The sequence below is a fragment of the Peribacillus sp. NPDC046944 genome, from assembly GCF_050272735.1.
Lineage (GTDB): Bacteria > Bacillota > Bacilli > Bacillales > DSM-1321 > Peribacillus.
On record NZ_JBNNML010000016.1, the window covers coordinates 15,210 to 28,705 of the forward strand.

At 40.1% G+C, this 13,496-nt stretch carries 13 protein-coding genes; all 13 read left to right on the top strand.

Annotated features, from left to right (window positions below; genetic code table 11):
* The first annotated feature begins 33 nt into the window (after positions 1-33).
* The 13 genes from yabG (at position 34) to mfd (ending at position 13,349) form a co-directional block, all read left to right on the top strand.
* Complete coding sequence (gene yabG, locus ACQKIC_RS19270) at positions 34-912, top strand: sporulation peptidase YabG (protein WP_402875895.1); 879 nt, start codon at positions 34-36, stop codon at positions 910-912.
* Between the two features lie 308 nt (positions 913-1,220).
* The gene (veg, locus tag ACQKIC_RS19275) at positions 1,221-1,472 is read left to right on the top strand and encodes a biofilm formation stimulator Veg (RefSeq protein WP_402875897.1); all 252 of its coding nucleotides are present in this window, start codon (positions 1,221-1,223) and stop codon (positions 1,470-1,472) included.
* 148 nt (positions 1,473-1,620) lie between these two features.
* Positions 1,621-1,797 (top strand): small, acid-soluble spore protein, alpha/beta type, encoded by a 177-nt coding sequence (locus ACQKIC_RS19280; RefSeq protein ID WP_402875898.1) that lies wholly within the window; start codon positions 1,621-1,623, stop codon positions 1,795-1,797.
* A 325-nt stretch (positions 1,798-2,122) separates the two neighbouring features.
* A complete protein-coding gene (ispE, locus tag ACQKIC_RS19285) occupies positions 2,123-2,992 on the top strand; it encodes a 4-(cytidine 5'-diphospho)-2-C-methyl-D-erythritol kinase (RefSeq protein WP_427592157.1) in 870 nt (289 codons plus the stop codon).
* Positions 2,993-3,054: 62 nt separating this feature from the next.
* Positions 3,055-3,879, top strand: a complete 825-nt coding sequence (purR, locus tag ACQKIC_RS19290; protein WP_402875902.1) for a pur operon repressor — start codon at positions 3,055-3,057, stop codon at positions 3,877-3,879.
* Between the two features lie 12 nt (positions 3,880-3,891).
* Positions 3,892-4,266 (top strand): RidA family protein, encoded by a 375-nt coding sequence (locus ACQKIC_RS19295; RefSeq protein WP_402875903.1) that lies wholly within the window; start codon positions 3,892-3,894, stop codon positions 4,264-4,266.
* 192 nt (positions 4,267-4,458) lie between these two features.
* Complete coding sequence (gene spoVG, locus ACQKIC_RS19300) at positions 4,459-4,755, top strand: septation regulator SpoVG (protein WP_034316332.1); 297 nt, start codon at positions 4,459-4,461, stop codon at positions 4,753-4,755.
* Between the two features lie 574 nt (positions 4,756-5,329).
* On the top strand, positions 5,330-6,703 hold the full coding sequence (gene glmU / locus ACQKIC_RS19305; RefSeq protein ID WP_402875905.1) for a bifunctional UDP-N-acetylglucosamine diphosphorylase/glucosamine-1-phosphate N-acetyltransferase GlmU: 1,374 nt from the start codon (positions 5,330-5,332) through the stop codon (positions 6,701-6,703).
* A gap of 15 nt (positions 6,704-6,718) precedes the next feature.
* Positions 6,719-7,672: a ribose-phosphate diphosphokinase gene (locus ACQKIC_RS19310; protein WP_402875907.1), complete on the top strand. Its 954-nt coding sequence runs from the start codon at positions 6,719-6,721 to the stop codon at positions 7,670-7,672.
* A gap of 206 nt (positions 7,673-7,878) precedes the next feature.
* Positions 7,879-8,517, top strand: coding sequence for a 50S ribosomal protein L25/general stress protein Ctc (locus tag ACQKIC_RS19315; protein ID WP_402875909.1), 639 nt, complete (start codon positions 7,879-7,881; stop codon positions 8,515-8,517).
* A gap of 245 nt (positions 8,518-8,762) precedes the next feature.
* Positions 8,763-9,323 carry an aminoacyl-tRNA hydrolase gene (pth, locus tag ACQKIC_RS19320; RefSeq protein ID WP_427592156.1) on the top strand — a complete coding sequence of 187 codons (561 nt, stop codon included), beginning with the start codon at positions 8,763-8,765 and terminating at the stop codon, positions 9,321-9,323.
* A gap of 107 nt (positions 9,324-9,430) precedes the next feature.
* Complete coding sequence (locus ACQKIC_RS19325) at positions 9,431-9,661, top strand: anti-sigma-F factor Fin (protein ID WP_402875914.1); 231 nt, start codon at positions 9,431-9,433, stop codon at positions 9,659-9,661.
* Between the two features lie 151 nt (positions 9,662-9,812).
* Positions 9,813-13,349: a transcription-repair coupling factor gene (gene mfd / locus ACQKIC_RS19330; RefSeq protein WP_427592155.1), complete on the top strand. Its 3,537-nt coding sequence runs from the start codon at positions 9,813-9,815 to the stop codon at positions 13,347-13,349.
* The last annotated feature ends 147 nt before the right edge of the window (positions 13,350-13,496 follow it).

Genomic DNA, 13,496 nt, shown 5'->3' on the forward strand with positions numbered 1-13,496 from the left:
GCTTTAAAATAAGTCTTCTCATGGGGTGGAGCAATGAATGTTCAGATAAATGATATTGTCGGTCGGCTCTCTTATAAATGCGACGTACTATTTCGGGTAATTGATATCCGTGATAATTACGGCAAACGTGAAGCGGTTCTTTACGGGGAAGATATTCGGCTAATCGCAGATGCACCTTTTCAGGATTTGATGATCATAAACGATAATGAGCGAAGTGTCCGTCAAAAGTCCAATGAAGCACTCCAAGAACAATCCTACCGCCTATTAACGCAAGATTTAGAGCTTCAGCAGCAAAAAAGCGGATATCAATCAAGTAATGGGTACCGCTATAGCGGTGAATACTTTCAAATACCAGGCAGAGTGCTACATGTAGACGGGGATGCTTCCTATCTTCGAAAATGCCTGGACCTTTACCAGAAATTCGGCATACCGGTGAATGGCGTCTATTGTAACGAAAAAGAAATGCCTCAGAGAATTGGCAGCCTACTGGACCATTACCGTCCAGATATCCTTGTCGTCACGGGTCATGACGCCTATTCTAAATCAAATGGACCGATGTCCGATATCAACGCCTATCGTCACTCCAAGGATTTCGTGCAAACCGTCCGGGAGGCGAGAAAGAAGGTATCACATCTAGATCAACTAGTTATATTCGCTGGTGCTTGTCAATCCCACTTTGAATCGATCATCCAAGCAGGGGCTAATTATGCAAGTTCCCCTTCGCGCGTGAATATTCATGCGCTTGATCCCGTATATATTGTCGGTAAGGTAAGTTTCACGGCCTATATGGAGAATCTTCATGTTTGGGATGTTCTTCGCAATACGTTAACAGGCGAAAAAGGATTGGGCGGGATTGAAACAAAAGGCATGCTTCGAACAGGACTCCCCTTTAAACCTTTCCAGGAAGAATGATGAGCTGCATTTTGAAAGAATGCAGCTTAATTTATTGCTTGAAATTTCGGATATCAATAATTCTGATAGGATTTTTTTAATCGAAAAAGGGAGCAGAGGACTCAGTAGCGAAAATTTTTCCTTTTTGATAATGAATAGTTCGCTTACATATATTTTCAATTACTAGGAGATAATAAAAATGTTAACGATTTTTGCGGAATTAAGGTAAAAATATATTGACTACATTTTTAACTGCTGATATAATTTATTATTTTGTTTGCGTATATTAACAATTTGTGATATACTATAATTAGTGAGGTGGACCGAAAATGCCAAAAACTCTAGCTGATATTAAAACTGCACTTGATTCAAACCTAGGTAAAAGATTGCTTTTGAAAGCAAACGGTGGAAGAAGAAAGACTGTAGAACGTTTTGGAATTTTGGCGGAAACTTATCCGGCTGTTTTTGTAATTGAACTCGACCAAGATGAAAATGCGTTTGAAAGAGTATCTTACAGCTATGCGGATGTATTAACGGAAGCCGTGGAACTAACCTTTTTAAACAAACAACAAGAGATTTAACTTAGAGGAAGTAGCAGACAATATGTTTGCTACTTTTTGATTTGTCCAAAACCCAGGTGTGACCAGTTCAGGGTGGAATAAGTAAGCATGAAATAGCGTATGTAACAAACAATAGGCATGTGACAGCATGTGAAAGGGGTTGTTTCGCTTGAGTAGAAAAAAAGGGATTATGTCCGAGGACTTTAAAGAGGAATTGGCAAAAGAACTTGGATTTTACGATGTTGTCCAAAAAGAGGGTTGGGGCGGAATCCGAGCCCGCGACGCAGGAAACATGGTAAAACTTGCAATCGAAAAAGCACAACGTCAAATGGTGGATAAAGAATAAAATCTCACTAAAATGAATCATGCTGTCCTTACGAAATGGGCCAGGCTCTTTCTTCAATGTATAGCGATATCCTTTTATGCTTACATTGTAGATACAGGAGTCTGGCCTTTTATTATAAAGAAACATAAGCGAATAACGGGCACTAAGTTGCATGGCAAGTCCTTCAAGAAGGAGCAACGGCCCCCTCTCCCCGCAGTCCTTTTCTCCCCTCTAAGGTATTCTCCACTTCAATACATTGTAAATACGATGAAAAAACCTTTAGAATAGAAACAAATATGATAGAATAGGACAAGAACTTTTAAGAACGTTAAAGTAGGTGGACATATTGAAGCTTATGGAAAAAGCCCCGGCTAAAATTAATTTAGCTTTGGATGTGCTTTTCAAACGGCCTGATGGGTATCACGAGGTGGAGATGATCATGACGACAGTCGATCTTGCCGATAGAATAGAGCTAAAAGAAATAAAAGGGAACCACATTCAAATTCTATCTCATAATCGATTCGTTCCGGATGATCATCGGAACTTGGCGTATCAAGCTGCATTCATTTTAAAGGAACGTTATGGAATTAATAAAGGTGTTTCTATTACAATAGAGAAAAATATTCCTGTAGCAGCCGGACTTGCAGGTGGAAGCAGTGATGCCGCTGCTACATTAAGAGGATTAAATAGACTGTGGAAGTTAGGACTTTCCATGGATGAACTTGCTGAAATAGGGGCAGAAATCGGTTCTGATGTTTCGTTTTGTGTGTATGGAGGGACGGCTTTGGCTACAGGACGTGGGGAAAAAATCATGCATCTTCCTACACCGCCCAAATGCTGGGTTATTTTAGCCAAACCGACTATTGGCGTATCTACCGCTGATATATATAAACGATTGCAGGTTGCCAAAATGGATCATCCTGATATTCCCGGTATGATTTCGGCCATAAGGGATAATAGTTATGAACGTGTATGCGACGGTCTGGGAAATGTACTGGAGCAGGTTACATTGCAATTGTATCCAGAGGTGGGCAACATTAAAGACCAAATGAAGACGTTCGGCGCAGATGCTGTCTTGATGAGTGGAAGCGGACCGACAGTCTTTGGACTAGTGGAACATGACTCCCGTATGCAAAGGATCTATAACGGACTACGAGGATTTTGTGATCAAGTCTATGCTGTCCGCATGTTAGGTGACCGTAGCGACCTTGAATAAATGCGGACAATGATGTTATAGTTGCATTATAATATTCGGAAATGACAGAGGGTGTGTTACAAATGAAATTTCGTCGCAGCGAGAGGCTAGTCGATATGACCAATTATTTATTAGAACATCCAGGGGAACTCGTTTCACTGACCTATTTTGCTGAGAGGTACAGTTCTGCCAAGTCTTCAATAAGTGAGGATTTGACGATCATCAAGGATACCTTTGAGCAAAGAGGAATAGGTTCTTTGACGACCGTACCGGGTGCCGCGGGTGGCGTAAAGTATATCGTTTCCATTAAACGGGAGGAAGCCGATACCTTTATAGATGAGCTTTGTGAAACAATCGCTAGTCCTGAAAGACTATTACCGGGCGGCTACCTATATATGACCGATATTTTAGGTCACCCGCAAACTGTGAATAAGGTCGGCCGGATCATCGCTTCCATGTATGCCAAGAAAAATGTCTCGGTTATAATGACGATGGCTACTAAAGGGATATCATTAGCATACGCGGTGGCGAACTATTTGAATGTTCCCGTCGTCATAGTAAGAAGGAATAATAAGGTGACAGAAGGCTCTACCGTTAGTATCAACTATGTCTCTGGCTCGTCTAAAAGAATCCAGACAATGGTCCTTTCAAAGAGAAGCTTGGTTGAGGGATCGAATGTGCTGATTGTGGATGATTTCATGAAGGCAGGAGGGACAATCAACGGGATGGTAAGCCTTCTGGATGAATTTAAGGCGACTGTTGCCGGGATTGCTGTCCTCGTAGAGTCCGAACATACGGAAGAGTGTCTCGTGGAGGATTATGTGTCATTAATCAAGCTGACGCAGGTTGTTGAAAGAGATAAAAAGATAAACGTTAGTCGTGGAAACTATTTTACTAAAAGGGATTAAGGGGGATTTTTCATGAAAAAAGTACACACGAATGAAGCACCAGCAGCAATCGGTCCATATTCACAGGGTATCATTGTGGAAAGTTTATTCTATAGTTCGGGTCAAATTCCTCTTACTGCTTCCGGGGAAATGGTGAATGGAGACGTAAAAGAACAGACGCATCAGGTATTTAGGAATCTTCAGGCTGTATTGAAAGAGGCAGGTGCTACTTTAGACACAGTCATTAAAACGACGGTATTCATTAAAAGCATGGATGACTTCAGTTCGATTAATGAGGTATATGGAGAGTATTTTTCTACACATAAACCGGCGCGGTCTTGCGTAGAGGTCGCACGTTTGCCTAAGGATGCTCTTGTGGAAATAGAAGTGATTGCGCTCGTTAAATAAACGGGCTCTTTTTTTTTGCCTTTTCTAGGGGGATTGTAGTGGGTACTTTTCCAGTATTTTCAGGATGTTTTTAATATTTTTTCAAAACTAGGCTTAATTTTCTAAAAAACTTACAGATAATAGAAGGATTTCCCGTTTATTTGTTGAATATGTACTTTAAGATTTAACAACTAAAAGGGATGGTGAGCTTAAATGGAAGTTACTGACGTAAGATTACGCCGTGTGAATACGGATGGTCGTATGAGAGCAATCGCATCAATTACACTCGATAATGAATTTGTGGTTCATGATATTCGAGTAATTGACGGAAATAATGGTTTATTTGTGGCTATGCCAAGTAAACGTACTCCAGATGGGGAATTCCGTGATATTGCGCATCCGATTAATTCTTCCACACGCGGGAAAATTCAAGAAGCTGTCTTGACAGAATATCATCGTTTAGGAGAACTTGAAACCGAATTAGAGGAAGCAGGAGCAGGAGCTTCTTAAGTGTTTTACATGGTCCATTATAAATAAGTGCAACCAGAGCCTACTTCTTAAGTAGTGCTCTTTTTTATTTTTATGACTTGTAAATATTGAATCTAGAAAAGTAACTGGTACTATCTTCAAAATTACAAATACCCCTTTTGTTTTATGTATAAACATTTTTTTTAGTAAATTTTATTTTTTATAAGAAAAATAATTACTTACCATTAAAGTAAAAATTGATCAATTGTGATTGATGGTCATTACAAGGGCATTCGCCGCATTGAAAGCATTACTTTTACATAGGGAAATAAGGAATGGAATCACTGTATAAACGCGGGTGTTATAGCATTTCAGGGAATGGACCTGCTACTTGATAGTCGCTTTTCACGTACATGGGTGAGGGAAATGCAGCTCATTTTGCAAAGGGGATTATAATGAATGGGGGAATTTTAATTAGTTTTTATTCCCATATTAAGGTCAAAGGTCTGATGGACAGAGGTTAACATTATCATCTACTTTCAAATGTTACCTTGAAAAGAATCCTTATTTAAGATAATATTTTTAATGGATAAAAAGGTGAAAATGGAGGCCTGTTATGAGTAATCGCTATGCAATAATTTTGGCCGCTGGGCAAGGCACTAGGATGAAATCTAAGCTTTACAAGGTTTTACACCCTGTTTGCGGAAAACCAATGGTACAACATGTTATCGATCAAGTCAATCAACTTCAAATAGAAGATATTGTAACAGTTATTGGGCATGGAGCAGAAAAAGTACAAGAACAACTTGGGGATTCATGCAAGTACGCCTTGCAAGAGCAACAATTAGGTACGGCACATGCTGTTATGCAGGCGGAAAGCGTATTAGCAGGTAAAAGTGGAATAACACTTGTTATTTGTGGGGATACGCCCTTAATCAAAGCAGAAACGATGGAAGCGCTTATCGCTTTACATGAAAAAAGCCAGGCGAAGGCAACCATTCTGACAGCGTATGCAGATCAGCCAGATGGATATGGCAGAGTCTTACGTAGTGAAAATGGACTTGTCGAAAAAATTGTCGAGCATAAGGATGCTTCTGTTGAAGAACGATATGTTAAGGAAATTAATACGGGAACATATTGTTTCGACAATCAGGCCTTATTTAGCGCACTTAAAAAAGTTTCAAATGAAAATGTCCAAGGTGAATACTATTTACCGGATGTTATTGAAATCTTAAAACAAGCAGGCGAAACAGTTACGGCCTTTCAATCAAGTAACTTCGACGAAACTTTAGGTGTAAACGACCGCGTCGCTTTATCACAGGCGGAACAAATATTACGGAAACGCATCAATGAGTTGCACATGAGAAATGGCGTCACAATCGTTGATCCGCTTACGACGTATATTGAATCCGATGTGAAAATTGGCCAGGATTCAATCATTTATCCTGGTACAATGATTAAAGGGCGAAGTGTTATCGGAACAGATTGCCAGGTTGGCCCACAATCGGAAATCATAAATTGTGTAATCGGGAATGGAACGGAAATTCGCCAATCGGTTGCACAGGATAGCCAAATTGGTAACTCTGTGAAAGTCGGCCCGTTTGCGCATATCAGACCGGAATCGGATATACAAGATTCCGTGAAAATCGGAAATTTTGTCGAAATTAAAAAGTCCGTATTCGGAAAAGGAAGCAAAGCCTCTCATTTGAGTTATATAGGGGATGCTGAGGTTGGAGAGAATGTTAATATAGGCTGTGGATCTATTACCGTGAATTATGACGGTAAAAACAAATATTTGACGAAAATTGAAGACGATGTCTTTATTGGCTGCAATTCAAATCTCGTTGCGCCTGTAACGATTGCAAAAGGAGCATATGTTGCTGCGGGGTCAACAATCACCAAGGATGTACCGCAGGAAGCTCTGTCAGTTGCCCGGGCACGTCAAGTTAACAAAGAAGATTATGTGAAAAAATTAAAATTCAATAACTAACCCACGGAGGTCATCATGTCAAATCAGTATTTAGATCCTAATTTAAAAGTATTCTCTTTGAATTCAAACTTTGGTTTAGCCCAAGAAATTGCCGCAACAATTGGCGTTGAACTTGGAAAATGTACCGTAACGAGTTTCAGTGATGGTGAAGTTCAAATTAACATAGAAGAAAGTATTCGTGGGTGTGACGTTTATGTCATTCAATCAACGAGCCAGCCTGTAAATGAGAACTTGATGGAACTTTTAATCATGATTGATGCTTTAAAACGTGCTTCGGCAAAAACGATTAACATCGTTATGCCTTATTATGGATATGCACGCCAAGATCGTAAAGCACGCGCACGTGAGCCAATCACAGCTAAGCTAGTAGCAAATCTATTAGAAACAGCTGGCGCACACCGAGTTATTACATTAGATCTTCACGCACCGCAAATTCAAGGTTTCTTCGATATTTTAATTGATCACCTAGTAGCGGTTCCAATCTTGTCTGACTTCTTCAAAGAAAAAAATCTTGAAGATATCGTCATTGTTTCTCCTGACCATGGTGGTGTGACACGTGCCCGTAAAATGGCGGATCGTTTAAAAGCACCGATTGCTATTATCGATAAACGCCGTCCAAGACCAAATGTGGCTGAAGTAATGAACATCATCGGTAACATAGAAGGAAAAACAGCTATTCTGATTGATGACATCATCGATACAGCAGGAACCATTACACTTGCAGCGAATGCCCTTGTAGAGCATGGAGCTAAAGAAGTGTATGCATGTTGTACTCACCCGGTCCTTTCAGGTCCAGCTATTGAGCGCATTCAAAATTCATCAATCAAAGAATTAGTCATCACAAACTCAATTGTCCTTTCTGAAGAAAAGAAAATTGATAAAATTGTTGAATTGTCTGTGGCTCCATTGATTGCTGAGGCGATCATTCGTGTGCATGAAGAACAATCTGTTAGTACATTGTTCGATTGATAGTCAGTTTTAAAAAACATGGTGGGCCTTATGGTCCGCCATTTTTTTATTCTCTGCTTTTTAAAAAAGTTCTCCCTACTCCCCCTTATTCTTTCTTGGAGTCGTATTTCTAGCGTGCCAATATATGTTTAATCTTTCTCTGATAAGGGAAGATTTAAATATATAGTGAAACTGTAATATTTTATATTCAGGAAGGCGGAGGATGTATGAGTAATCTATTAGTAGCTAAAGAACGTAAGGGGACTAAACATTCTAATTTAAAGGACTTAAGGGAAAGCGGAGAAATTCCGGCCGTCGTATATGGGAATAAAAATGGCAGCACAGCCATTTCAGTCAACAACGCGGATTTCCAAAAAACAATAAAAGAAGTGGGCCGTAACGGAATTATTTCGTTAGATTTAGAAGGAACTAAACATCAGGTCATGCTTTCTGATTATCAGAAGGATCCGTTGAAAAACCATGTATTTCATGCCGATTTCTTAATCGTGGACATGAAAGCAGAACTACAAGCACAGGTACGCATCAATCTCGTAGGTACATCCAAAGGGGTTAAAGATGGTGGCGTCCTACAGCAGTCACTACATGAGGTAACTGTTTCAGCTAGACCTGATGATATCCCGGAATCAATCGACGTTGATGTCACAGAGCTTCAAGTAGGTGAAACAATCTACATATCTGACGTCCAATCAAACCAAAAAGTCACAATTGAAAACAGTGGGGAAGAAGTCATTGCTTCTGTATTACCACCTCGTCAAGAAGAGGAAATTAGTACAGGTGAACAGCAAGATGGTGGAATCCCAGAAAATGAGGAAGGCAGGGAGACTAAGCCTTCACCAGAGTCATGATGCCGGGATTATAGAAGTTAATCATGGTATAATAGGCGTAGCTCTTTATGAGTTGCGTCTTTTTTTGCTTCTCTGCATTCGTTAAGGAGTTATTGCTTTTAATTAGAAATAATTTCTAATTAGTTCTCCGGTCGCTTGCGGAAATACTTAAAATTAAGGTACTATTTTTCTAAGGTCACTTATGATTTTTAGAATCTTCGGTCAAACGTAACTCTCTAAATATCAGGAATGACGGAGTGTGAATCATGAAAATCTTTGTAGGGTTAGGAAACCCGGGTAAGCAATATGAAAAAACACGGCATAATGTCGGGTTTGAAGTGATAGATGAGTTAGCTAAAAATTGGTCCATTTCACTTGACCAAGCCAAGCATAAAGGCATTTATGGTGTGGGAATGGTGCGGGGCGAGAAGGTCTTACTACTTAAGCCTTTAACCTACATGAATTTGTCGGGAGAATCCATATCGGCCGTCATGCAATTTTTCAAAGTGGACGTATCGGATGTTATCATCATTTATGATGATCTTGACTTACCGCCCGGAAAAGTACGGCTTCGTCAAAAAGGAAGTGCAGGCGGACATAATGGGATTAAATCAACCATTGCCCATTTAGGTACCCAGGACTTCAATCGAATTAGAATAGGGATTGGCCGTCCAGTCGGTCATATTCCAGTGCCTGATTATGTCTTGGGCCGTTTTTCTAAAGAAGATTGGGATCATGTCGGGGCTACAATCGAAAAAAGTGCAGCCGCATGTGAAACATGGCTAGAAAAACCATTTACTCAGGTCATGAACGAATATAACCAATAAGGTTAGAGTAGATATAAGATAAGGAGAAATTTCTTTCTGTTTCGCTGAATAAATCTCCCCTATTTTAGTACATACTAACGGTATTATTAAATAGGGGGTTATCGAATATGGCTCTCCATTATCGTTGCCGGCATTGCGGAACTAAATTAGGTTCACTTGAGCATGACGCATTGACCGCGGAGCAGTTGGGGTTTAATCAACTTACTGATGAAGACCGTCAAGAGATGATCGTTTATGATTCCGAAGGGGATATGCATGTGAAGGCAATATGTGAAGAATGTTATAATTCACTGCAAAATAACCCAGAATATTATGAAAGCGATTATATTATTCATTAGCGGGAGAGGGCTTTGGACAAAAATCCAAAGCATTTTTCCGTTCATTTTAGTATATATGGATTGAAAAATAGAGAATAGGTTTGATTCGGTTATAGAGAGAGTAAATACAATCAAAAGGATTTACGCATGATCAAGAGAGGAGGGACAGACTGTGGATGGATTACAACACTTGTTCTCTAAACAAGATGATGTTCATTCGTTAATAGCAGGCATAGACGAAGGATTAAAAGAACAAATGGTATCTGGCTTGACTGGTTCTTCAAGATCACTTCTGCTGGCATCTGTATATGAGAAGACGAACAGACCAATCTTAGTAGTGACCCATAACCTACTACAAGCTCAAAAGTTCCAGGAGGATTTATCGAGTTTTATCCCGGAAGATGAGCTATTTATATATCCAGCCAATGAATTAATTGCTGCAGACATGAGTGTGGCCAGTCCTGAATTACGGGCACAACGCGTAGAAGCATTGAATTTCTGGGCAAAAGGTAAGAAAGGAATTGTCATTGCACCGATTCCTGGTGTCCGCAGAATACTTCCTCCGAAAGATGTTTGGAAGAAGCATCAGCTTTCCTTTAAATTAGGTGAAGAAATCAATCTGGAATCCACATTGGGTAAATTCATCGCTATGGGGTACAATCGGGCTGAAATGGTGTCTTCCCCTGGGGAATTCAGCATCCGGGGCGGTATCATCGATATCTATCCGATAACGGATCCGGACCCTATTCGGATTGAGTTATTCGATACGGAGATTGATTCTATTAGAACGTTCTCATCAGAAGATCAGCGCTCCATTAAAAAGCTTCAGACCGTAACAATCGGCCCGGTTAGCGAAGCTCTATTGGAAACGATTCATATTGAATCCATTATTTCGAAACTTGAAAGCGGATTAAGTAAGAGCTTGAAAAAGGTAAAAGATGAAAAAACGAAAGAACAATTGGTCCAAACCATCAGCTATGAACTTGAGCAGCTTAAGGACGGTAATAAGCCTGATCAAATCTTCAAATACCTAAGTTTAGCATATGATAAACCAGCTAGTTTAATAGATTATCTTCCCGGAAATGGATTGGTGTTCCTGGATGAAATCAGTAGAATCCAAGAACTTAATGATTCTTTGGAAAAGGAAGAGGCAACATGGTATACAGACCTTATAAGTCGGGGGCAGATTATCCATGATATACAAATGGCCCATCCAATGCATGAATTAATTGCAAAATCAAATCGGCCGTTTGTGTACCTTTCTTTGTTTTTACGTCATGTGCCGCATACGAACCCTCAAAACATCCTTAATTTTTCCAGTAAGCAAATGCAGAATTTCCATGGACAGATGAATGTATTCAAGGCAGAACTGGAACGTTGGAAAAAAGGGAATTTTACGGTGATCATTCTTGGGCAAGATGAGGAACGAGTAAAAAAGCTCCATTCCATATTAGCAGATTATGATATCGAAGCGGCTGAACTCCTGGATGCAAACAGCATCCTTCCTGGAAAGGTGCAGATATTACGCGGCAGCCTTAATAGCGGTTTTGAATTGCCAATGCAGAAATTCAGCATTATTACGGAAACTGAATTGTTTAATAAGAAGACAAAAAAGTCGATTCGCAGGCAAAAACTATCAAATGCGGAACGGATCAAAAGTTATTCCGAGTTGAAAATCGGTGATTACGTCGTTCATGTCAATCACGGGATTGGTAAATACTTAGGAATTGAAACGCTAACGATAAACGGGGTACATAAGGACTATCTGCATATCAAGTACCAAGCGGATGACAAATTATATGTTCCTGTTGATCAAATTAACCTTGTTCAAAAGTATGTTGGTTCAGAAGGTAAAGAACCGAAGCTTTATAAGTTAGGCGGAACAGAATGGAAACGTGTAAAAAGTAAGGTTCAGTCTTCTGTGGAGAACATTGCAGATGATCTAATTAAACTCTATGCAGAACGAGAAGCAGCAAAAGGCTATGCCTTTTCCCCTGACGGCGATATGCAGCGGCAATTCGAAACTTCATTCGCCTATAATGAAACGGAAGATCAACTGCGATCCATTACCGAGATTAAAAAGGATATGGAACGTGAAAGGCCGATGGACCGTTTGCTATGTGGTGATGTGGGTTATGGAAAGACGGAGGTGGCCATTCGTGCCGCTTTTAAAGCAATCATGGATGGTAAGCAGGTCGCTTTCCTTGTTCCGACCACGATTCTTGCTCAACAGCACTATGAAACATTGAGGGAGAGATTCCAGGAGTACCCAATATCCATAGGGCTAATGAGTCGCTTCCGTACAAAAAAACAACAAACGGAAACGATAAAGGGGATAAAAGCTGGTACAGTGGACATCGTTGTCGGCACACACAGAATTCTATCTAAGGATTTGGTATATCGTGATTTAGGCTTGCTGGTGATTGATGAGGAACAACGCTTCGGTGTAACTCACAAAGAAAAAATAAAACGATTGAAAACCAATGTCGATGTATTGACTTTGACTGCTACGCCTATTCCAAGGACTCTTCATATGTCGATGCTGGGTGTTCGTGATTTATCCGTCATAGAGACACCTCCGGAAAATCGTTTTCCAATCCAGACCTATGTAATGGAGTATAACGGGGGCTTGGTCAAAGAAGCAATCGAACGTGAGTTAGCGAGAGATGGACAGGTTTATTTTTTATATAATAGGGTAGATGATATAGCAAGAAAAGCAGAAGAAATTTCCATGTTAGTACCGGATGCCCGCGTTACCTTTGCTCACGGACAAATGTCCGAGCAGGAGCTAGAAGCCGTCATGTTTGGTTTTCTAGAGGGAGAATATGATGTTTTAGTAAGCACAACCATCATAGAGACCGGTGTGGATATTCCCAATGTTAATACGCTCATCGTTAATGAAGCAGATAGAATGGGCCTTTCCCAGCTTTATCAGCTACGGGGACGAGTTGGACGTTCAAATCGGGTGGCCTATGCATTCTTTACTTATAGAAAAGATAAAGTGTTGACTGAAGTTGCCGAAAAACGTCTCCAATCTATTAAGGAATTCACCGAACTAGGATCAGGATTCAAAATTGCCATGCGGGATCTATCCATCAGGGGAGCAGGAAATATATTAGGTGCTCAACAGCATGGATTCATCGATTCAGTTGGTTTTGATTTATATTCTCAAATGTTACAAGAGGCTGTTGAGGCAAAACGTTCGGATAAACCAATCGAAGAAAAGTCTACACTTGAAATTGATGTTGAAATTGATGCATACATCCCAGATGCCTACATAATGGACGGACATCAGAAAATAGAAATGTATAAACGGTTCAGAGGCGTTGCTTCTCTAGAAGAAGTTGAGGAATTAAAAGAGGAGATGCTCGATCGATTTGGCGAGTACCCGGAAGAGGTTGCTTATCTATTTTTAATCGCTGAAATGAAGGTGTTTGCTAATACGGCTGGTATTGAGAGCATCAAACAGCTTAAACAGGAAATCACCATCCTCCTTAGGGAAGAAGTAAGCAGCATCGTGGACGGTCAAAAGGTCTTTGAGCTTGGCTCGAAATACGGCCGTATGGTTGGCTTCGGTATGGACGGTAATCGAATGAAACTTGTTCTGCACATAAAAGGTGTAGAACAAACCAAGTGGTTACCTATACTTTTCGAGATGACCAAAGGCCTCCAGTTCGTCAAAAAAGAAATACAAGCGACAAAAAATTAATGAGAAGATGGTTCTCTTGAAGAAGCCTTCTGGCACACTTATAAAAAATACATCAAAAAGAAATATTTTTTCAAAGTGTATAGAACTTACCATTAGAAAAATACTAAGTTCAATAGCTGGTGATGTTTTTGCTTTACAAAAGAGGAT